Source organism: Gemmatimonadaceae bacterium, from assembly GCA_035606695.1.
Lineage (GTDB): Bacteria > Gemmatimonadota > Gemmatimonadetes > Gemmatimonadales > Gemmatimonadaceae > JAQBQB01.
On record DATNEW010000027.1, the window covers coordinates 146,682 to 169,079 of the forward strand.

Below are 22,398 nucleotides of genomic sequence, written 5' to 3' on the forward strand. Positions count from 1 at the left end.
CGCGCTGCCGCTACGCGCCCTTCGCCAGCCCCTTCGCCGCATCGATCACCTTCTGGACGGTGATCCCAAGATGCTCATATATCAACTCATACGGCGCGCTCGCCCCGAACCGCTCCAGCCCGAGCACGACCCCGTTCCCGCCGATCCACTCGTACCACGACATCGGATGCGCCGCCTCGATCGCGATGCGCGCCGACCCCGGCGGAAGCACCGAGTCGCGATAGTCCTTCGATTGCCGCGAGAACAAATCCATGCTCGGCATGCTCACCACGCGCGTCGGAATTCCTTGCTCGGCCAGCTTTTGGTGCGCCTGGAGTATCAGCGCGACCTCGGACCCCGACGACATCAGCACCACTTTCGGCTCGGCGCCGCTCGGCGGATCGGCGAGCACGTAGCCGCCGCGCTCCAACCCTTCCGCCGACGCATACGTCTCGCGGTCGATGAAGCCGAGCTTCTGCCGCGTGAGCACGAGCGCGACGGGTCCACCATTGTAGTTGACCGCGAACTTCCACGCGACCGCGGTCTCCGTGGCGTCGGCGGGACGCACCAGCAACATGTTCGGAATGGCGCGCAGCGCCGACAGCTGCTCGATCGGTTGATGCGTCGGGCCGTCTTCGCCCAGCCCGATCGAATCATGCGTGTAGATGTAAATCACGTGCTGCTTCATGAACGCGGCCAGACGCACCGCCGGCCGCATGTAATCGGAGAAAATCAGGAACGTGCCGCCGTACGGCAGAATGCCGCCGTGCACGGCCATGCCGTTCATGATCGCCGCCATTCCATGTTCTCTAATACCAAAATGCACATAGCGCGCGGCATAGTCCTCGGGCGAGAAGTTCTTCCACGCCTTGACGGAGGTGTTGTTCGACGGCGTCAGATCGGCCGAGCCGCCGACGAGCTCCGGCAAGAGCTCCGCCGTTGCGTTGAGCACCGCGCCGAACGCCGCGCGGCTCGCCACGTTGCCGTTCTCCTTCGTGAACGACGGAATCTTCTTCTCCCAACCCTCGGGACGCTTGCCCGAGAGCCGGCGCTCGAGATCGCGCGCGTCGTCCGCGAATGCCGTCTTGTACGCGCTCCACTGCTTGTCCCAGTCGGCATGCAGCTTCGCGCCCTTCTCCTTCGTCTTCCGCCAATGCGCGAGCGCCTCATCCGGCACGAAGAACGGCTCCATGCTCGGCCAGCCGAGATTCTTCTTCGTCAGCAGCACCTCGTCCTTGCCGAGTGCCTCGCCGTGCGCCTTCGAGGTATCCTGCTTGTTCGGGCTCCCGTAGCCGATGTGCGTGCGCGTCACGATCAACGTCGGCCGCTCGGTGTCCGACTGCGCTTCGCCGAGCGCGGCTTCGATCGCGTCGAGATCGTTGACGTCGCTGATGTGCAGCACCTGCCACCCGTACGCCTCGAACCGCTTGCCCGCGTCGTCGGTGTAGGTGAGCTCCGTCGGCCCGTCGATCGTGATGTGATTGTCGTCGTAAAAGCCGATCAGCTTTCCAAGCTTGTAGTGCCCCGCGAACGACGCCGCTTCGTGCGAGATGCCTTCCATCAAATCGCCGTCGCTGCAGATGAAGTACGTGTAATGGTCGATGACGTCGTGGCCCGACTTGTTGAACGTCGCCGCCAGGTGCGCCTCGGCCACCGCCATGCCGACCGCGTTGCCAATGCCCTGACCGAGCGGGCCGGTGGTCGTCTCGACACCGGGCGTGTAGCCATACTCGGGATGCCCCGGCGTGCGGCTCTCCCACTGGCGGAACTGCTTCAGGTCCTCGAGGCTCAGGTCGTATCCCGTGAGATAGAGACAGGAGTAGAGGAGCATCGACGCGTGGCCGCACGACAACACGAAGCGGTCGCGATTCGTCCAGTGCGGATCGGCGGGATCGTGGCGCATCGTGCGCGTGAAGAGCACATAGCCGATCGGCGCGAGCGCCATTGGCGTTCCGGGATGGCCGGATTCAGCTTTCTGCACCGCATCCATCGCGAGCGTGCGAACAGTATTGATGCAGAGCAGATCGAGATCGCTGGTAGGCATACGCTTCCTGACGTGAAGAGCAACATGGCTTGAACTCCATGAAATTAGCGAGACAGGGAGCCGCGCGAACGGCGGCCGCGGGCGCGTTGCTGGGAGCGCTTGGCGGGCGGCTCTTCGCCGACCTGGGGCTTGCCATCGCCACGGGCCAATCCACGATCGCGGTGATCTTCGCCGGTCTGTTGGTCGGCGTCGTCATCGGTTGGCTGGCCGCGCTGAAATGGCTCCTCATTGGCGACGCCGTTCTGCTCGCGGCGTACACCGTGATCGCGCTGACGCCGCTGGCCGCGCACTGGTCGGCGGAATGGGTGCGCAGCGACTCCGTGCCCGCGCACGTCGACGCGATCGTCGTACCGTCCTCGGGCGTCACCTCCGACACGACGCTCGACGTCCAGGGACTCGACCGTCTGATCGAAGGCTTGGCGCTCATTCACGCCGGCGTGTCGGACCGCCTCATTACCACGCGCGCCGTCGCCACACTCGGGTCACAGCAACTGAGCACCGAGATCGACGAGCGCCGGATGATCGCCCTGGTCGGCGCGCCGCGATGGGACGTCGTCGATACCGTGCACACCACGCGCGACGAGGCCGAGCGTGTCGCGCGGCTGTTGCCGGCGAACGGCCCAGGAGGATCGCGGCTCATCGTGCTGGTCACGAGCCCAATGCACACACGGAGGGCATGCGCCACGTTCGAGAAGGTGGGCCTCCACGTCGTTTGCGTTCCGGCGCGCGAGCACGATGCGTCTCGCTGGCACCCGCGAACGCCGGACGAGCGCCTGGCGGCGTTCAGATCGTACGTGTACGAGCGCCTGGCGATGGTGAAGTACCGCTTCAAGCACTGGGTCTGAGTGCGCGAAAGCCGGTAACGTCCGCCCGCCGCGAATCGTCGTAAGCACGTGTCCACGCCCGCACCCACGCCGGCACCAACGCCCGCATCCGCGCGGAAATCAACGGCTCGATACGACGCGCTGATCGTCGGCGGCGGCTTCTACGGCGCTCGCCTGGCGCTCATGCTGCGCCGTCGATTCGATCGCGTGCTGCTCGTCGAGCGCGAAGCGATCCTGCTCGGCCGCGCCTCGCTGAACAATCAGGCGCGCGTGCACGGCGGATATCACTATCCGCGCAGTATTCTGACGTCGCTCCGGTCGCGCCACAACTATCCGCGGTTCGTAGATGAATACGGCGACTGCATCGATCGCTCGTTTCCGCATTACTACGCCGTCGCGCGTGGCGTGTCGAAGGTGACGGGCAACCAGTTCGCCGAATTCTGCCGCCGGATCGAAGCGCCGCTGTCGAAGGCGCCGGCCGCGGTGGCGCGCCTGTTCGATTCCACCCGCGTCGATGCCGTGTTCGAGGTACAGGAATGTGCGTTCGACGCCGTGAAGCTGCGCGAACGGACCAGCCGCGAGCTCGTTGACACGGGCGTCGAAGTGCGCACGTCGACGGAAGCCGTGAGCGTGCGCAACGCACCGGACGGAGCGCGCGTCACCTTGCGACACGCCGGCGCGGAAAGCGAGGTCCTGTCATCGCTCGTGCTGAACTGCACCTACTCGCGCGGCAATCAGCTGCTCGAGCATTCGGCGGCGGCACGCATTCCCATGAAGCATGAGCTGACGGAGATGGCCATCGTTCACCCACCCGATGAGCTCCAGGGCGCGGCCGTCACCGTGATGGACGGTCCCTTCTTTTCGCTCATGCCGTATCCGCCGCGCGGATTGTTTTCCTTGAGCCACGTTCGATACACGCCGCATTGCAGCTGGGACGACAATCGGTCGGCGGAACAGGCGCTCGCCTGCGCCCAATCGCGATTCTCGCACATGGCGCACGACGCGGCGCGCTACCTTCCGTGCATGCGCAACACGCGCTACGTCGATTCACTGTGGGAGATCAAAACGGTGATGCCGCGCAGCGAGCAGGACGACAGCCGGCCGATTCTCTTCCGCCGCAGCGCCGAGCTGCCGGCGGTGATCACCGTCCTCGGTGCGAAGATCGACAGTGTGTACGACGTCGAGGACGCTTTGGCGCAGGCGCACAGCTCGTGATCGAATCGCTCGTCTCCATCGTTGCTCCGCTCGACAACGACGACACGAGCGCCGTCGAGGCGTTCGTCGCCGAAACCGTCGAGGTGCTGCGCAATCTCGTGACGCACTACGAGATCGTGCTGGTGGACGATGGCGCGCCCGAAGCCACCGTCGCGAGTGTCCGCGCGCTCCTCGGCCGCTACGACTTCGTTCGGTTCCTGCGCTTGTCGCGCCACTTCGGCGAAGAGACGGCGATCGCCGCGGGGCTCGATGCGGCCATCGGCGACTACGCGGTCGTCATGCTGCCGAACATGGATCCGCCGTCGCTCATCCCGGAATTTCTCGACCGCGTCCGCGGCGGCGCGGACATCGTGTACGGCGTGCGGCTCCATCGAAAGGCGGAGCCGTTCTGGTATCGCGTGGGCGCGCGCGTGTTCTACTGGTACATCAATTCCGTCGTCAAAGCGGGCATCCCGAAGGATTCGACGCAGTTCCGCTGCATGACGCGGCAGGTCGTCAACGCCATCGGACAGATCCGCGCGCCCGATCAGTACCTCCGCCTGTTGACGTCGTACGTCGGCTTTCGGAAGCACGCGCTGCCATACTCGCCGATCAACCGCTCGGGACGCGCCAACGTGCGGCCCAAGGGCGAAGCGCTCGAGCTGGCGCGCGCGTTGGTGATGGACCACACGACGCACCCGCTCCGGGCGGTCGTGCGGATTGGACTGCTGATCGCGCTCGTGGACTTTGTCTGGACCCTCGTCGACCGCGGCGTCGATCCCGCGTCGCGGCACATCGCGTTCGCGCTGTTCATCATCGCGTGCATGATCACGATGCTCGCCGAATACGTCGGCGGTTTGTCGCGCCGCATGCGCGACCGGCCGGCCTATTACGTCCGCGAAGAACAGACGAGCTCCGTGATGCTGCGCGAGGAGCGTCGCAACGTGGTGTCGCAGTGACGGACGATTCCGCCGAGGCGAGATCCTGGATTCGTCTGGCGTCGTTCGCGACCCTGGTGCTGTGTGTCGCCGGCTTCGTCGCCATTCCCGATTCGAACCGGCACCTGCTGCAGTATCGCAGTCTGTTCTACGAGCAATTCGCGCGCTTCGAGCCGCCTGCGTTGGTGTTGATTGCCGCGTTCGCGGTCGCCGCGCTGATCCTGAGCTTTCGCGCGCCACAAGCACCCGAGCCCGACGCAGAACCACGCGTCTTGAACTGGCTCTCCACCGATCGGCGCGCCCTGTGGCTCACGGCGGCGTTCGCCGCGGTCGTCGTGTTCCTCGGCTTCGCTTTCATATTTCATCATTACTTCCTCGCCGACGACGAGAACGCCGGCTGGGTGCAGGCGCTCATCTTCGCGCACGGGAAGACGAGCGCGGTCGTTCCGCAGCCGTGGTGCCGCTGGATTGGCGCGATGACGCCAACGACCGTTGCGATCACGCCGCCGTGCGGCTGGAACCTGCAGTTCTTTCTGCCTGTCCACTCGCTGATTCGAAGCTGGTTCATCGCGCTGCACGTTGACTGGCTCGCCGGACCGCTCACCGCGGTCGTGACGCTGGTGCTCGTGTGGTCGACCGCGCGCATCGCATGGCCCGAGCGCCGCGACCGCGCCGTCATGAGCGTGCTCGTCGTCGCGTTGTCGACGCAGTTCCTCTTCATGTCGATGACGATGTTCTCCGGTCCAACGGACCTCCTGTTCTCGGCGCTCTGGCTATGGCTGTACGTGCAGCGGCGAACGTGGGCAACGCTGTTGTTCCCGTGGGTTGGATTTCTCGCGTTCGGCGTGCACAACCCGCTCACGCACGCGCTGTGGGTGGCGCCGTTCGCGCTGCGCATTCTTCGCCGCCGCGAGTGGAGAACCGTCGCGTATCTCACGATCGTGTATGTCATCGCGATCGCGTTCTGGGCGCATCAGCTGAAGCTCGCGGGGACGGCGGCGTCGGCTAGCACCGGCGTCGTCGCGAAGAGCATCACGTCGGTCACGGTCGGTGGCGCCGCGGTCCGATCGCATTTCGCGGTTCCCGACCTGCTCGACTTGCTCACCACGGCGATGCACGTCACGCTCATCGCCACCTGGAACTCGCCGATTCTGATTCTGGTGCTCTTTCTCTGCGCGCTCGACTGGTCTGGGTTGGACGACCTCGGGCGCGATCTGCTGCTCGGCGTCCTCGTCATGATCGCGGTGCGCGCCGTCGAGCCCGTGACGCAGGGAGAAGGCTGGGGATACCGGTTCGTATATCCAGGAGTCATCAACTTCGGGCTGCTCGCCGCGCTCGGCATCGATACGATCGCCAGCGCGATCGGACGCAGGCGCGCGTATGCATTCGCGGCGGCATCGCTCGTCGCGAGTCTCGTGATTCAGCTCCCCATGCGCGCCGTGCAGGTCGAGCATCTCGTCGGGCCGTACGCGCGCACCTATCAGTGGGTCGCCAGTCGCAACGCCGACGTCGTCGTCTTTCCGCTGCAGTACGTTCGCTGGGGAAGGCAGATGCTTCGCAACGACCCGTTCCTGCGCAATTCGCCGAAGCTCGTCGACGCCTATGAGCTCGACAAGGCAAACCTCGCCGCCCTGCAAGCACAGTTTCCCGGGCGGGTGCTGGTGCTCACGCGAAAAGACGTGCTGCAATTTGGCGCGGAGACGGCGCCGATCATCGTCGGCGGTTTGATCCTGACGCAGTGATGAAGCGCTGATGCTCGTCCCACAGGCTCCAGGCATTCCAGCGCACGAGCGCCACATCTTTGCCCCTCGGCGATACAGATATTGTGTCGCTGTTTTCTGTATCAACGAAGGCGAGCGCATTCGCGCTCAGCTCCGCGGGATGTCGGCGTTGGCCGATACGATCGACATCGTCGTCGCCGACGGCGGCAGCACCGACGGGTCGCTCGACGTCCCGACACTCGGGGAGTTCCGCCTGCGCGCGCTGCTCGTCAAGCGCGGGCCCGGAAAGCTCAGCGCACAGATGCGCATGGCCATCGCGTTCGCGCTCGAGGAAGGATACGACGGACTGATCGTGATCGACGGCAACGGCAAGGACGACTTCACCGCCATTCCGCGGTTCATCGAGCTGCTCGACCAGGGCTTCGACCACATTCAGGGCTCGCGCTACATCCCGGGCGGCCACGGCATCAACACGCCGCGCAGCCGCACGCTCGGTGTGAAGCTGTTGCATGCTCCGCTCATCAGTCTCGCCGCCGGCGCGCGATACACCGACACGACGAACGGCTTTCGCGCCTACAGCCGGCGATTGCTCGCGGACCCGCGCGTGGCGCCGCTCCGCGACATATTCACGGGGTACGAGCTGCACTACTATCTCGCCATCCGCGCCGCTCGGCTTGGGCTCAGGGTGACCGAAACACCGGTCACGCGACGCTATCCCGAGCGCGGCGCCATACCGACCAAGATCAGCCCCGTGAAAGGAAATCTTCTCATTCTTCGCACGCTCGCCGCGGCGGCGCTCGGGCGATACAACCCATGAGCGACGATCGAAGCGCCGCCATCATCGGCCACACAGGCTTCGTCGGCAGCAACCTGCTGCGCCAGCGCTCGTTCGACGACTGCTTCAATTCGCGGAACATCGACCAGATCGACGGACGCAGCTTCGACCTGCTCATCGTCTCGGGCGCGCGCGCCGAAAAGTGGAAGGCGAACGCCGAGCCCGAACGCGACCTCGACAACATCGAACAGCTGTTCAAGGCATTGAGCCACGTCAATGCACGCAAAGTCGTGCTGATCTCCACGGTCGACGTGTTCATTCAACCAGTCGGCGTCGACGAAGACTCGCCGACGCCAATGGACGGTCTGCACGCCTACGGCCGGCATCGGCGCCGACTGGAGCAGCTCGTCTCCGCGCGCTTCGACGCGCTCGTCGTGCGACTCGCCGCGCTCTACGGCCCCGGTCTCAAGAAGAACGTCATCTTCGATTTCCTGCACGATAACGACGTGCGGAAGATCGATTCGCGGGCCGTATTCCAGTTCTATGATATCGGCCGCTTGTGGCGCGACATCAGGATCGCCATGAACAACGAGCTTCCGCTCGTGCATCTGCCCACGGAGCCCGTCACCGCCGCCGAGGTCGCGCGCGCGGCGTTCGACCTCGATTTCGAGAACGAGGTTGCCGAGCGGCCCGCGCGCTACGACGTGCAGACGCGATACGCGCATCTCTTCGGCGGAGAAGGGCGCTACGTCGAGGACAAACCGCGCGAGCTGCAAGGCATCGCCGAGTTCGTGCGGCAAGAACGTTCGAAATGAAGGGCCTCGCGGTCTCGAACATTGCGTGGACGCCTGAAGAGGACGAGGCGATGGCGGCAATGCTTCGCGACGAAGGCGTTACGGCGATCGAGCTCGCCCCAACCGCCTGGCGAAGCGAACCCTACGACGCGTCACACGCCGACGTGCTCGCGTTGCGCGACACCTGGAAGAACCGCGGGCTGAGTGTCGTGTCGCTCCAATCGCTGCTGTTTGGCCGCCCCGACCTGCAACTGTTCGGCGACGATAGCGTGCGGCGAGCGCTCGCGGAGTACATGAGGCGCGCAATGGACTTCGCGCGCACGCTCGGCGCGCGCACGCTCGTGTTCGGCTCGCCGAAGAATCGCCGCCGAGGCGATTTGCCGCTCGCCAATGCGCTCGAGATCGCCGCCGACTTCTTTCGCGATCTTGGCCCGTACGCCGCGAACGCCGATGTCACGATCTGCATCGAGGCGAACCCAGCCGACTACGGGGGCGACTTCATTCTCACAACTGACGAAGCCGTCGAGCTGGCCCGTTCGGTCGATCACCCGAACATTCGAGTGAACGGCGACCTCGGCGGGATGATGCTTGCGGGTGACGACATCGCTCGAACGATCGCGAGCTCGGCGCCATGGCTCGCGCACTTTCATGCGAGTGAGCCGGCGCTTGCCGAATTGTCAAATGCGGCGACACACGAGCTTGCCGGTACCGCGCTCGAGCAGGCCGGCTACACCGGCTGGGTGAGTATCGAAATGCGTCGCGCGGCGAGCGGGTCGAATGTCGACGCCGTCCGCCGCGCGATTCGTGTGGCCAGTCGCTCGTATTAGGAACGACTCGTCATCTATACCTTCACCGCCGCGACGCGGTTCGCGTCACCAACCGCGTGTCGCGCGTTCCGACGTAGAGCATGCGTGATTCGGTCGCTCGCGTGTCGCGCAGCACGTTGGCCGTCGCGCTCGACTTGAGCTCGTCCGCGACGTCGTCGGGCGTCGCGTTCGGATGCGTCTCGAGATAGAGCGCCGCCGCACCGCTCACATATCCCGCCGACATCGACGTGCCGTTCCACAACTGCGTGATCGGCGCGAACGAGCGATCGAGGCTCGGCAGCAGTACCGAGTCGCCCGGCGCGTACAGGTCGATGCACGCACCGAACGCCGTGCCCGGCGAGCGGCGATCGATCATCTGCGTACCGCCGTTCGGCAGCGGCTCCGACGTCACGGCCGACGCGCCGACGACGATCGTGCCCTGCGCGTTCCCCGGCGACACCTTGCACGCATCGATGTCGAGATTGCCCGCGGACACGATCACCGGAATGCCCGCCGCGCGCAGTTCATTCACCGCACTGTCCAGTGCGGGGATTCGCGAGGCGGTATCGGCGATGAACGACCAGTTCGCGATCGCCGGTCCCGGATGTTGCTTGTGATCTTCGATCACCCACCGGGCGCCGTCGACGATCGCGCGAATCGTCCCACGGAGCTTCTCGCACTGCACCATCTTCACGTCGACGATCTCCGCATCGGGCGCGACGCCGAGTGTCGAACCGGCGATCGCGCCGGCAACGGCGGTGCCGTGCGCGTTGCAGATCTTTGGATCATCCGGGAATCCGGAGAAGCCAATGCGAACGCGGCCGGCGAGCTCGGGATGCGTTGTCGAGACGCCGCCGTCGAACACGTACACGGTCACGCCCTTGCCCGTTGCCGGATGCCGATATGTGTGATCGAGCGGCAACCCGCGTTGATCGATGCGATCGAGCGCGAACGAGATGGTGGACGTCGAGTAGACGATGGCCGGCCGGGCGCTGCTGCTTGCAAGACTGTAGATGCTGCTCGACTCATCGAGCGACGGCGTCGTGCTCGCCAGGCCCGGCCGCGACACGTGCGCACACCCAGCCAGAATCGCGGCGGCGCTCAATGCTCCGAGGCCGAACGAGATGCTGTTGTGGGTCAGAACGCGGAGACGCATGAGACAGCCGGTTTGAAGTTCCCTGCTCGCGAGGCATCTGCGATGCGGCCGCGAGACTTCCTGCGAATACGTGCTAAAGGAATTGGCGTGCCACGCCGACGTGCGCGTCATGAGTTTCGCTTTTCACGTGTCGTCCCGAGCGACGTGGTACGCTCGATGCTTTATCGACAGGCGCTCGGGGCGAGCGGTAGTGGCGGCGGTGTGGCGGCGGGGCGGGCGCTTTAGCTCGAGTGAGATGAGAGCACGTTGAGACGAACGGCAACGGCGGAGCACCTGTCGAGGTGCTCCGCCGCTTGTTTGTGTTTCTGAATGGTGCGTCGTTCCAGTTCTCTCGTTCGCTCTCGCTCGCTCTCGTTCGCTCTCGCTCGCTCTATTTCGCTCCACCGTGCGGTCCGCCGCCGCCGTAGTTGCTCTGATGCTCGTCGTCGTGCTCACCCGGTGGAACGCCGCGACGGGCTTCCTGTCCCGCCTCCGTACCGCCTGAGCCTTGCCGCGATGTGTCGTGCACGTCAGACCGCTTTGCCGCACCGCCCGCGTCATGCGCGGCCGCGGTGTCACCGTCGTTACCACGCGTCTCATCGGCCATTCAGATCTCCCGTTGGATGCGACGCGTTGTGGGGCAACGACGGTGCCAGCCCCGGCAGCAGCACGCCCGCTGCCGCCTCGGTGAGCCGAGCCACCTCGTCGCCGATCGCCAGCGACGCGGTCGCCGCGGGACTCGGCGCGTTGAGCACGTGCACGGCATTTTCACGCACGACGAGTTGAAAGTCCTGCACGAGATCGCCATTCGGCAGCATCGCTTGCGCGCGAACGCCCGTCGGCCCGGGCACGAGGTCGCCGCGGCGAAGCTCCGGCACCAGCCGCCTGAGCGACTTGAGGAACAAGCGGCGGCTGAATGAGCGCGCCACTTCGTAGGTAACGACGCTCGGATAGCGGGCGATGAATCGCCAGAGGCCGCGAAACGTCACCGCCTCGGCGAGATCGCGCACGTTGACGTCCCGCTTCCGATACCCCTCGCGTGCCCAAGCGAGCACGGCGTTCGGACCTGCCTCGATGCCGCCGTGAATCAAGCGTGTGAGGTGTACGCCAAGAAAGGGAAAGGCTGGATTAGGAACCGGATATATCAGATTCCTAACGAGCGATGCGCGGTCCGCCCGTAGCGTGTAATACTCGCCGCGAAACGGCACGATGCGCACGTCCGTCTTCTCGCCGGCCAGGCGCGCGACACGGTCGGCGTGCAGTCCGGCGCAATTGACAATTGTATTGACGTCGATATATCCGCGCCCGGTGCCGATTCTCCACCCACCGTTCGTCCGCTCGAGGGACGCGACGCGGGCATCGAGCACGACCTCGCCGCCGCGCGCGAGGATGAGCCGTTTGAGCGCCTGCGCGACACCGGCGTAGTCCGCGATCCCTTCTTCAGGAACGTGAACCGCCGCGATGCCGCGAGCATGTGGCTCGATCTCACGCAACTCGCGCGCGTCCAGACGCCGCAGTCCCTGCAACCCGTTCGCGTGCCCACGTTCGAGCAGCGTGGCGAGTCGCTCGAGCTCGGAGTCCTCCGTCGCGACGACGACCTTGCCGCATTGCTCGTGCGCGACGCCCTGTTCCCGGCAAAAGGCGACCATCGCACGCAATCCACGCACGGCCAGCCGCGCCTTGAGCGATCCCGGCGTGTAGTACAAGCCCGCGTGCAACACACCGCTGTTGTGCGTGGACTGGTGTCGGGCGACATCCGGCTCCTTGTCCAGGAGCAGGACGCGATCGAACCGTCCGCCCGCCAGCAGCTCCTGCGCGCTCGCGAGGCCCACCAGACCGCCCCCAATGACCGCGACCGTCGGCATGGGCTGAAAATAAGCGTCGATGTGCAAATCGCCCACGACACGGCGTCTCCCTCTGTGACAACTGGCCACATGCCGAGGCGTTCCATGCAGACCCGACTCTCGTTCGCCGCGCGTTTCGCGCTTTCTCTCCTCTGTACCGCGCCGGTCGGCGCTGCTCTCGGCGCGCAAGGGTGGATCATTCCACGTCCCTGCGTGAGCTGGACGCCGATGACCGAGCGGCCGGGAGTGACCGTGCCGATTCGCGACTGCGCGACCAACATCGCGCGCACGCGAAGCGACGTACACGTCGAGCTCACCGATCGCGTGCTGCACTATGAGGTCGAAGAGCGATTCGTGAATCGCGGCGCCGGGCTTGGCGAGGCGGACTACATCTTCCCGCTGCCCGCGAACGCGGCGTTTCAGGATCTCAAGCTGTCGATCAATGGCGAGCTGGTCTCGGGCGAAACGATGAATGCCGCGGACGCACGGCGCATCTATGAGAACATCGTGCGCACGCAGCGCGATCCCGCGCTCGTCGAGTGGATGGGCCGCGGCCTGGTTCGCGCGCGCATCTTTCCGCTCAACCCCGGAGAAGAAAAGCGGGTCGTCATTCGCTTTCAGAGCGTCGCGCCGCGCGAAGGCGACGCGCTGCGCATCGACTACTTCCGCGCCGCCGGCGTGTCGTCGTCGAACGTGCACGACGACGGAAGCCGCAGTTTCACGCTGACGTATTCGCCGGGCGCCGGCCTTGGGAATGCGTATTCACCCACGCATTCGCTCGACGTCAGCGACCGCGGCGGCCGCCGTGAGGTGTCGGTGCGCGGCGATGCGCGCGATGTCACGCTCCTCGTGCCCGTACGCCGCACCGACGCTTCGTCGGTGGGAATGCTGCCCTACGCGCCGGGCGGCGAAGACGGCTTCGCGTTGTTCACCGTCACGCCGCCCGCGGTTTCCGCCACGGAGAGCTCGCCGCGAGACATCACGCTCGTACTCGACGTATCCGGCTCGATGTCGGGACGCAAGATCGAACAAGCGCGCGCGGCGGGCGTGCAACTGCTTTCCACACTGCGTCCGAGCGATCGATTCCGTTTGATCGACTTCTCGAGCGACGTTCACAATTTCCGCGACGAGTTCGTCTCCGCCACTGCGGAGAACGTGCGTGCCGCGCGACGATACCTCGAGTCGCTCGAGGCCGACGGCGGCACGAACATCGAAGCGGCGTTGCGCGAAGCGCTGCGTCCCGCCGTCACGAATGGCCGCCTGCCGCTGGTGCTGTTCGTCACCGACGGCGAGCCGAGCGTCGGCGAGCGCTCGCCGGATCGCTTGACCGCGATCGCCGTCGAGGCGAACGCGCACGCCGCGACACCGCGACGGATCTTCACCTTCGGTCTGGGGTCCGACGTGAACGTGAGCTTGCTCGAGCAGCTCGCCCTCGAGGGGCGCGGGACGTCGCAGTTCGTGCGGCCGGACGAATCGGTCGAGCGCATGGTTGGTGTCGTGGCGCATCGGCTCGTCGATCCGGTGCTCACCGACGTTCGTGTGCGCGTGGACGGTGACGTGCAGCTGGCGAAGATGCTGCCGACACAGCCCGCGGACGTATTCGCCGATGCCGATCTCGTCCTCCTCGCGCGATACTCGGGTCACGGATCGGCACGCGTCGTCGTCGAGGGAAATCGCCGCGGTGCGCCGGTCCGCTGGACGTCGACCGTCGACTTTCCGGAACGCGATCGCTCGAGTCCGTACGTCGCACGCTTGTGGGCAACGCAGCGCGTCGGATTTCTGAGCGCCGAGCGTCATCGCAACGGTGCCTCGCCGGAGCTCGACGACGAGATCAAATCGCTCGGCGAGCGCTATGGCATTCCGACGGAGTTCACCTCGTACCTCGTCACCGAGCCGCGGTTTGCCGCGAACATCGGCGTGATGAGAGGGGCGTTGAACGGCGCCGCGGGATCACCGGCAGCGGCGGCCGCGCCCGCACCAGTCCAACTCCGCGATCTTCGGTTCGAGGCCGCGAAAGCAGCGGCGGAGCAGCGCGCGGTCACGACGACGGTGGCGCTGGACTCCATGCTGGCGAGAGGCAGCGGCGGCGCGAACGGCGCGGCAATGCGGCATGTCGGCAGCCGTGCGTTCGCGCTGCGCGACGGCGTGTGGACCGATGTCCGCTATCAGCCGGGCATGAAGAAGCTGATCATCAAACCATTCAGCCGGGCGTACTTCGACATCCTCGACGCCATCCCCGAATTGCGGAACGCGTTTGCGCTCGGCACCCGCGTCGCGATCGCCGGCAAGTCGCAAGCGATCGTGCTGGCCGACGACGGCGCGACGGAGCTTTCGTCCCAGGCACTCGCGGCCATCGCGAAAGAGTGGTAAGGATTCACTCATGACCGATCTGGATCGTCTCTTTCGCGAGTATCATCAACCGCTCGTCAGATATCTGACGCGGCGGTTGGGCGATCGCGATTGGGCGGAAGAGATGGTCCAGGAGACGTTCCTTCGCGCCGCGCGGCAGGATTCGATCGTGAGCGAACGCTCATGGCTTTTCGCGGTGGCGACCAACCTGGTGCGCGACGAAGCACGCAAGGACGCGCGCCGCCGCCGGCATCTCGAGTTGTTGCGCGAGCAGGCGAAAGCCGACGACGTGGTTGAGCCGGAGCCCCTCACGATCGAGCGCGCGGAAGAAGCGGCGTTGGCGCGCCGCGCGCTGGAAATGCTCGCGGAGCGTGATCGCGAAGCGCTGTTGATGCGCGAGGAAGGGTTGGACTACACGGAGATCGCGAGCGCGTTGAACCTGTCGATTGGATCGGTTGGAACGACGCTGGCGCGCGCGCGCCGCCGGTTGGTGGAAGCGTATGAATCATTGCAGCCGCGCGAGAGTGCGGCTCGAGGACCGCATGCAGCATCTCGATGAAGGAACCATTCACGCGTGGCTCGACGGCGCGTTGAACGACGAGGAAACGACGGCGATCGCGAGACACCTCGTCGAGTGCGCGACGTGCACGGCGCAGGTCGCCGAGGCGCGGGGGATGATCGCGGGCGCGTCGCGGATCGTGTCGTCGCTGGACGTGGTTCGCGGGAACGTGATTCCGCCCGCCGCGCCGGTGCGCGCGGGCTCGGTATGGCGTCGGTTGCGACTGACGCCGGCTCGCGCGGCACTCGCGGCAAGTGTTCTCCTGGCGGTGTCGGCGATGCTCGCGGTACGCCACGACACGCCGAACAAAATGGTGCCGAAGACGGTCGTCTCCGGTCCTGACGCTCGCGTTTCGGCGCCGGCCGCGGCGACTGCTCCGGCGCCGGCTACTGCTGTTCCGGCTCGTTCCGTTTCCGTTGTGCGCCCGGACAGCGCCGCGGCGCAACCGCGCGCTGAAACTACCGCGACGGCCGCGCCACCGGCAAAGGCGGCGATGAGCACCGCCGCGGCAAATCAAGCAGTCGCGGCATCGGCCGGCACGGCGGTTGATACCGTGAAGCCGCACGACGAAAAGGCCGCGCGTATTGTCGCGGCGCCACAGTCGTTCTCTCCCGCTGCGACGGCAGCTGCCGCCGGCGCACCGGGTTTCGCCAGCGCGCAAGGCGTCAGCGCGCGACCGGCGATGAACGAGATGCGCTCGGCCGCGCTCGGGGCACTCACACCGGGCTGCTATCTCGTCGAGCGCGACAGCAGCGCGTGGCTGCGAGTCATTCCGCCGCGTTTCGCGCTCGTTCGTGACGACGCCGCGCAACGCAACGTCGTTCGCGCGATCACGCTTGATGCGCACATCGACAGTGTGGTGCCCGGCAGTGCGTGGCGCGAAATCCCAAATCGCGGCATCGTCGTGGACTTTCGTGCGCAGCCGGAGCTGCGGCCGGTGTCGCTGACGCTGTCGGCCTCGGGTCGCGTCGCGGAAGCGACCTCTGGCGCTGAGAGCAGGCCGGTCGAAGTACGGCGCGTGGGCTGCCCACACTAAGAGCCAATAGCGCTCGGGGAATCGCGCCGAATCGCGGGCACGCGTTGTGATCTTTAGTCAGGCTGCATGCAACAACGGCCAAGCTTCGCGACGCGAGGCGTTCCCCACACAAAATCCGCCCTCGTCCGACTCGGCGTCCTGGCGCTGATCCTCGTTGTGGCCGGACTTGCCGGATGGAAGCTTGGCTGGTTCGACTATCGCCACGCCCTCGAACACGTCGCTCGCCTGCGCCGCTCTCACAGCTTCGTCGCGTTCGCCGTCGGATTCGTCATCGTGTTCGCTATCGGGACGTCGGTCGGCGTACCCGGAATGCCTTTCACCGTCGCGGCCGGCGTGCTCTTCGGTACCCTGCTCGGCAGCGTGCTCGCCTGGATCGGCGCGATGCTCGGTTCGCTCACTGGTTACTGGCTCGCGCGCACGATTGCGCACGACGTCGTGCTGCGGTGGGTGCATCGCTTCAAGAAGGCGGCGGCCGCGGTCGAGGACTCTCGCGACTTCGACGGAATGCTGCGCCTCCGCCTGGTGCCCGTGATCCCGCTCGGCACGGTGAATTTCATCGGCGGGTTGGCGCGCGCGCCGCTCGGTTCCTACCTGGCCGCGACGGCGATCGGCGTTCTGCCCTCGACACTGATCTACACGTATTTCGCGGACAGTCTGCTCGAGGGTGTAGGCAACGGCCGGCGTCAGGCGACCACGAGCCTCATCATCGCCAGCGTTCTGCTCATCCTGCTGTCTCTTGCGCCAAAGCTGTGGACGCGCTTGTCGCAGCGGGGCGAGGTTGTCATTCATCGGGAAGCGCGGAATCTTCCGTAGGCCCGCGCGGCAGTAACCGTTCGCCGGAATATTTGTTGCGACGGGCGGTTACGCTTCCACCCCGCTTCTGGCACCATGCCCCAAAGAAAAACCGACCGGCGGTCTTCGGCACGCCGGCTCGAATACATCGTCATCGAGTGCGTTACACCTGAGCTCGACGGCGGCCGTCATTCCGTCAAGCGCATCGTTGGCGACGTCGTCAGCGTCGGGGCCGACATCATCAAGGAGGGCCACGATCTCGTTGCCGCGCGCGTGATCTATCGCGCGCCGGGCGAGAGCGAGTGGTCTGCCAGCCCGCTGGTCTACGACTTCGACAGCGACCGCTGGTTCGGTGCGTTCACGGTCGATCGCATCGGCCGGTGGACGTTCGCCGTGGAAGCATGGACGGACCGCTTCGCCACCTGGCGCGCGGGGCTCGAGAAGAAAGTGAGCGCGGGGCAGGACGTGCAGCTCGAGCTCGCGGAAGGTGCGCAGCTCGCGCGCACGGCGGCGCGCTCGACGAGGTCCGCCGCCGCGAAAGCGTCGCTCCTGATGACCGCCAAGCTTCTCGAGGACCGGCGCGACTCGGCGATCGAAAAACGAATTCAACGCGCGCTCGACGAGGACTTGAGCGCGCTGATGCACGATCACTACAAGCCGTCGGACGTCACGCGTTCTCGCCACGAGCTGACCATCACGGTCGACCGCGAGCGAGCGCGATTCGCGTCGTGGTACGAGATGTTCCCGCGATCGCAGACGGCGCCGACGCCCGGACAACCGCCGCGCCACGGCACGTTCATGGACGCTGCCGCGCGCCTGCCGCACGTCGCACAGCTCGGATTCGACGTGGTGTATTTGCCGCCGATTCATCCGATCGGCCACAAGTTTCGCAAGGGAAAGAACAACTCGCTCACACCGGAGCCCGACGACGTCGGCAGTCCGTGGGCGATCGGCAACGAGCATGGCGGCCACACGGCGATCGAGCCGGCGCTCGGGACCATCGAGGATTTCGATCGCTTCGTCGAGACCGCGCATGGCCTCGGCCTCGAGATCGCGCTCGACTATGCGCTCCAGTGTTCGCCCGATCATCCGTGGGTGAAGGAGCATCCGGACTGGTTTCACGTTCGCCCCGACGGCTCGATCCAGTACGCGGAGAATCCGCCGAAGAAGTATCAGGACATCTATCCGCTGAACTTCTGGTGCGAGGATCGCGAAGGCTTGTGGAATGCCTGTCGCGACGTGCTCCTCTACTGGATTCGACACGGCGTGAAGATCTTCCGTGTGGACAACCCGCACACGAAGGCGTTCGCGTTCTGGGAGTGGGTCATCCGCGAGGTGCAGAAGGATCATCCCGACGCGATCTTCTTCGCCGAAGCGTTCACGCGGCCGAAGCGCATGAACGCGCTCGCGAAGCTCGGCTTCACGATGTCGTACACCTACTTCACGTGGAAGAACGCCGAGTGGGATCTGCGGCCCTATCTCGAGGAGCTGACGCAGACTCCGATGGTGGAGTACTACCGCGGCAATCTGTTCGCGAATACACCAGATATCTTGAATGAGTATTTAGTAACCGGCGGCCGGCCGGCGTTTCGCATTCGGTTGCTGCTGGCGGCGACATTGTCGCCGCTCTACGGCATCTACAGCGGGTTCGAGCTCGGCGAGAACGTTCCGGTGCGCCCGGGCAGCGAGGAGTACCTCGACTCCGAGAAGTATCAATTGCGCCCGCGCGACTACGCGGCGCACGGCAATATCAACGACGACATTGAGACGTTGAATCGCATTCGGCGCGAGCAGCCCGCGCTGCAGCGCTATGCCAATCTGTCGTTTCACACGAGCGAAAACCCGTCGGTCCTGTTCTATCGCAAGGCACCGGTCGATCCCGCCGAGCAGTGGACGGGAACGCGGCCAACGCCGGTGCCGCGCAAGATCGCGCAATCGCTTGGGCTCGGTCTACCCAGCGGCGCGAGTCATCTGCTCATCGCCGTCGCCACCGATCCGCATCACGTGCAGGAGACGATGGTGCACGTCCCGATTCACGAGATGGGAATCGACGACGAACAGTCGTACGTGGTGCACGATCTGCTGTCGGGCGCGCGCTACACATGGCGCGGCGTGCGAAACTACGTTCGGCTCGATCCAGCCCTTCAGCCGGGGCATCTCTTTGTCGTGGAGAATGTATCGTCGTGAAGAGCGCCGTTTCCATTCGCAGTTCCGCCGCCTTTTGAAGAGCACGATGCCCGATAACGACTCCTTGTGGTACAAAGACGCCATCATCTATCAGCTGCACATCAAGAGCTACCGCGACTCCAATGCGGACGGCTTTGGTGACTTTCGCGGACTGATCGAGAAGCTCGACTACATCCACCAGCTCGGCGCCAACACGATCTGGCTGCTGCCGTTCTATCCGTCGCCGCTCAAGGATGACGGCTACGACATCGCGTCGTACGAGGAAATCAATCCGACGTACGGCACGATCACCGACTTCCGCACGTTCCTCGAGGAGGCGCATCAACGGAACATTCGCGTGATCACCGAGCTCGTGATCAACCACACGTCGGATCAACATCCGTGGTTTCAGCGCGCCCGGCGCGCGCCAAAGGATTCACCGGATCGCAACTGGTACGTGTGGAGCGACGACCCGAACAAGTTCGCCGAGACGCGCATCATCTTCACGGATACGGAGAAGTCGAACTGGAGCTGGGATCCCGAGGCGCAGCAGTTCTACTGGCATCGCTTCTTCAGCCACCAACCCGATCTCAACTTCGACAATCCCGACGTGCTGGAGGCAGTCAAGAACGTCATGCGCTTCTGGCTGCGCATGGGCGTCGACGGCCTGCGCCTGGACGCCATTCCGTACATCATCGAGCGCGAGGGCACGAACTGCGAGAACCTGCCCGAGACGCACGAAGTGCTGAAGGATCTGCGCCGCGCGCTCGACGCCGAGTTTCCAGGCCGCATCTTTCTCGCCGAAGCCAATCAGTGGCCGAGCGACGTGCGGCCGTACTTCGGCGACAACGACGAATGCCACATGGCGTTCCACTTCCCGGTCATGCCGCGCATGTACATGGCCCTGCGCAAGGAAGATCGCACGCCGATCGTGGACATCATGCGGCAGACGCCGGACATCCCGCCGGAATGCCAGTGGGCGATCTTCCTGCGCAACCACGATGAGCTCACGCTCGAGATGGTGACGAACGAAGAGCGCGACTACATGTATCGCGAGTACGCGCGCGATCCGCGCATGCGCATCAACGTCGGCATTCGCCGGCGCCTGTCGCCGCTCATGGAAAGCGGCCGACGCCAGATCGAGCTGATGAACGCGCTCCTCATGTCGATGCCCGGCACGCCGATCATCTACTACGGCGATGAGATCGGCATGGGCGACAACATCTATCTCGGCGATCGTAATGGCGTGCGCACACCCATGCAGTGGAGCGCCGATCGCAACGCGGGCTTCAGCGAAGCCGATACCGCCGCGCTCTACTCGCCGCTCATCGTCGATCCGCCGTACGGCTATCACACGGTGAACGTCGCGGCGCAGGAACGCGTGCCGACGTCGCTGTTGCGCTGGATGCGCCGCGTCATCGCGGTGCGCCAGGAATACCAGGCATTCGGCCGCGGCACGTGGGAGCCGGTCGACGCGGCGAATCGCCGAGTGCTCGTGTTCATCCGCCGCTATCGCGACGAAACGATACTGTGCGTCAACAACCTCTCGCGCTTCGCGCAGTACGTCGAGCTCGATCTGCACGAGTTCAACGGGATGATTCCGCTCGAGCTGTGGAGCAAGAACTGCTTTCCGCCGATCGGCGAGCTGCCGTATCTCCTCACGCTCGGACCGCACAACTTTCTCTGGTTCCGCATACTCTCGCCGCAGGTGGCGAAGGAATTCCAGCGGTCGACATGAACAACGTGCTCGCGGCGCTCGAGTCACTGCCTGGCGACGCGCTGCTTGGCTACTTGCAACGCCAGCGGTGGTTCGGCGCGAAAGGCGCGGTGCCTTCGGCCGCGCACGTTCAAGACGCCGTAGTACTGCCGTGGGGCGACGGCGCGTTTGCGATCGCGCGCATCGCGGTCGAGTTGGGCGACGGAACACGACAGACATACCAGCTTCCGGTGACGACACGCGCGAGCGGCGATGCAATCGGCGCGGGCCTGAGCGAAGCGTCCCGCGACGATGATTTTCGTCGCGGACTCATCGACGCACTAAAGCGCGGCGCGTCGGCCGAGACGAACGGCCTGAGGTGGATCGCGGAGTCGGCGAGCAACGTCGATCTGCCCGCGGAATCCACAGTTGGATCGGCCGAGCAAAGCAATACGTCGATCGTGATCGGAGACCGCGCGATCCTCAAGTTGTTTCGCATGCTGAAGCCCGGCGTGCAGCCCGACGTCGAGGTGACGAGGTTCCTGACGCGTGTTGGTTTCGAGAACACGCCGAAGCTGTTGGGCAGCATTCGGTTCGAGCGCGGCAACGAAGTGACGACCGCCGGGATGCTGCAGACGTATCTGGCCGGGTCATCCGACGCGTGGAGTCATGCGCTCGAGACGGGGCGCGCGTACTTCGCGGCGCCGATGAACGTCGAGCCCTCGAACGCCTTTCTCGACGACGCGAAACGGCTCGGCGTGATCACGCGCAGCCTGCATGAAGCGCTCGCGAGCGACGACGACGATCCCGCGTTCGAGCCCGAGCCGATCGAGCCCGAAGATCTCGACCGCTGGTCGCATCGCACGCAGCAGAGCATTCGGGATTCACTCGAGTTGCTCGAGCGGCAGCTCCCATCGAAGACGTTTCCCGCCGAGCGGCGCGCGGAAGCCGAGGCGCTCCTGCGCCGAAAGGATCACTATCTCGGGTGGATCGACGAGATCAACGACTATCTCGGCGACGATGTCGGCGTGCGCATTCGCGTGCATGGCGACTATCATCTCGGCCAGGTGCTGCGGACGGCGTCGAACGATTTCATGGTCATCGACTTCGAGGGCGAGCCGTCACGGTCGCTGGACGAGCGCCGCGAGAAGACCTCGGCGTTACGGGATGTGGCGGGGATGCTGCGCAGTTTTGCGTACGCCGCGGCAACGCTCGGCATGGAGGCGGGGAAGGCGATCGACCCGCGCACGCGCGAGATTCGCATGGCGCGCTGGGAGCGGGACGTGCGGCTCGCGTATCTCGAGGGGTATCTCTCGGCGGCGGTTGGCGACGAGTCCGACATCCTCCCCGAGGACCAGTCGCACATCAAGCAGCTCATTGCGCTGTTCGAGACGGAGAAGGCGTTTTATGAGCTTGCGTATGAGCTCAACAACCGTCCGGCGTGGGCGTGGATTCCCATGAGAGGCATCTCGAAGCTGTTCACGGCGTGAGGCGCGGGAAGATAAAAAGCCTACCACGGACAAACGGCGGACAACTGCGGACGGGCACGGAGACCGCGTCAACTGCGGTCAACTGCCGTTTAGAGACCTTTTTTAAGAACACCCTCGGGAGGCTTCAAGAACCGAAGCGGCCCGAGGGTGTTCCTAAGAAAGAACTGATTCTTTTTGAACAGCCTCGGGATGCTTTGCAGCTCGAAGCATCCTGAGGGATTTCTAGAAAGATTTTCACAACGGTCGTTAACTGCAG

General features: G+C 65.2%; 18 protein-coding genes. 14 read left to right on the top strand and 4 right to left on the bottom strand.

Annotation, left to right across the window (positions count from 1 at the left end):
- Positions 1-10: 10 nt before the first annotated feature.
- Complete coding sequence (gene tkt, locus VN706_13935) at positions 11-2,023, bottom strand: transketolase (GenBank protein HXT16734.1); 2,013 nt, start codon at positions 2,021-2,023, stop codon at positions 11-13.
- 38 nt (positions 2,024-2,061) lie between these two features.
- Between tkt and VN706_13940 the strand changes: the two genes are divergently transcribed.
- The 7 genes from VN706_13940 to VN706_13970 are packed head-to-tail and all read left to right on the top strand — an operon-like array spanning position 2,062 to position 9,096.
- The gene (locus tag VN706_13940) at positions 2,062-2,868 is read left to right on the top strand and encodes a YdcF family protein (GenBank protein HXT16735.1); all 807 of its coding nucleotides are present in this window, start codon (positions 2,062-2,064) and stop codon (positions 2,866-2,868) included.
- Between the two features lie 48 nt (positions 2,869-2,916).
- Complete coding sequence (locus tag VN706_13945; protein HXT16736.1) at positions 2,917-4,062, top strand: FAD-dependent oxidoreductase; 1,146 nt, start codon at positions 2,917-2,919, stop codon at positions 4,060-4,062.
- Positions 4,059-5,000, top strand: coding sequence for a glycosyltransferase family 2 protein (locus VN706_13950; GenBank protein ID HXT16737.1), 942 nt, complete (start codon positions 4,059-4,061; stop codon positions 4,998-5,000). The genes VN706_13945 and VN706_13950 overlap by 4 nt, the downstream gene beginning before the upstream one ends.
- Positions 4,997-6,721, top strand: coding sequence for a hypothetical protein (locus VN706_13955; GenBank protein ID HXT16738.1), 1,725 nt, complete (start codon positions 4,997-4,999; stop codon positions 6,719-6,721). The genes VN706_13950 and VN706_13955 overlap by 4 nt, the downstream gene beginning before the upstream one ends.
- Positions 6,722-6,731: 10 nt before the next feature.
- A complete protein-coding gene (locus tag VN706_13960; protein HXT16739.1) occupies positions 6,732-7,517 on the top strand; it encodes a glycosyltransferase family 2 protein in 786 nt (261 codons plus the stop codon).
- Positions 7,514-8,290, top strand: a complete 777-nt coding sequence (locus tag VN706_13965; GenBank protein ID HXT16740.1) for an NAD(P)-dependent oxidoreductase — start codon at positions 7,514-7,516, stop codon at positions 8,288-8,290. Before VN706_13960 ends, VN706_13965 begins: the two co-directional genes overlap by 4 nt.
- Positions 8,287-9,096: a sugar phosphate isomerase/epimerase family protein gene (locus tag VN706_13970; GenBank protein HXT16741.1), complete on the top strand. Its 810-nt coding sequence runs from the start codon at positions 8,287-8,289 to the stop codon at positions 9,094-9,096. Before VN706_13965 ends, VN706_13970 begins: the two co-directional genes overlap by 4 nt.
- A 22-nt stretch (positions 9,097-9,118) precedes the next feature.
- Here VN706_13970 and VN706_13975 read toward each other — a convergent pair whose 3' ends face one another.
- From VN706_13975 to lhgO, 3 genes are all read right to left on the bottom strand, one after another.
- Positions 9,119-10,231 carry a S8 family peptidase gene (locus tag VN706_13975; GenBank protein HXT16742.1) on the bottom strand — a complete coding sequence of 371 codons (1,113 nt, stop codon included), beginning with the start codon at positions 10,229-10,231 and terminating at the stop codon, positions 9,119-9,121.
- A 370-nt stretch (positions 10,232-10,601) separates the two neighbouring features.
- Positions 10,602-10,817 carry a hypothetical protein gene (locus VN706_13980; protein HXT16743.1) on the bottom strand — a complete coding sequence of 72 codons (216 nt, stop codon included), beginning with the start codon at positions 10,815-10,817 and terminating at the stop codon, positions 10,602-10,604.
- Entirely contained in the window at positions 10,807-12,075 is a 1,269-nt protein-coding gene (gene lhgO, locus VN706_13985; protein ID HXT16744.1) for an L-2-hydroxyglutarate oxidase, read from the bottom strand. The genes VN706_13980 and lhgO overlap by 11 nt, the downstream gene beginning before the upstream one ends.
- Positions 12,076-12,159: 84 nt before the next feature.
- Here lhgO and VN706_13990 point away from each other — a divergent pair, with 84 nt between their 5' ends.
- From VN706_13990 to VN706_14020, 7 genes are all read left to right on the top strand, one after another.
- The gene (locus tag VN706_13990) at positions 12,160-14,424 is read left to right on the top strand and encodes a VIT domain-containing protein (protein ID HXT16745.1); all 2,265 of its coding nucleotides are present in this window, start codon (positions 12,160-12,162) and stop codon (positions 14,422-14,424) included.
- 10 nt (positions 14,425-14,434) lie between these two features.
- A complete protein-coding gene (locus tag VN706_13995) occupies positions 14,435-14,962 on the top strand; it encodes a sigma-70 family RNA polymerase sigma factor (GenBank protein ID HXT16746.1) in 528 nt (175 codons plus the stop codon).
- Positions 14,946-15,998, top strand: coding sequence for a zf-HC2 domain-containing protein (locus tag VN706_14000; protein ID HXT16747.1), 1,053 nt, complete (start codon positions 14,946-14,948; stop codon positions 15,996-15,998). The genes VN706_13995 and VN706_14000 overlap by 17 nt, the downstream gene beginning before the upstream one ends.
- A 66-nt stretch (positions 15,999-16,064) precedes the next feature.
- Positions 16,065-16,811 (top strand): TVP38/TMEM64 family protein, encoded by a 747-nt coding sequence (locus VN706_14005; protein HXT16748.1) that lies wholly within the window; start codon positions 16,065-16,067, stop codon positions 16,809-16,811.
- A gap of 75 nt (positions 16,812-16,886) precedes the next feature.
- Positions 16,887-18,977, top strand: a complete 2,091-nt coding sequence (locus VN706_14010) for an alpha-1,4-glucan--maltose-1-phosphate maltosyltransferase (protein ID HXT16749.1) — start codon at positions 16,887-16,889, stop codon at positions 18,975-18,977.
- A gap of 46 nt (positions 18,978-19,023) precedes the next feature.
- Positions 19,024-20,694, top strand: coding sequence for a maltose alpha-D-glucosyltransferase (gene treS / locus VN706_14015; protein HXT16750.1), 1,671 nt, complete (start codon positions 19,024-19,026; stop codon positions 20,692-20,694).
- Entirely contained in the window at positions 20,691-22,142 is a 1,452-nt protein-coding gene (locus VN706_14020) for a hypothetical protein (protein ID HXT16751.1), read from the top strand. The genes treS and VN706_14020 overlap by 4 nt, the downstream gene beginning before the upstream one ends.
- The last annotated feature ends 256 nt before the right edge of the window (positions 22,143-22,398 follow it).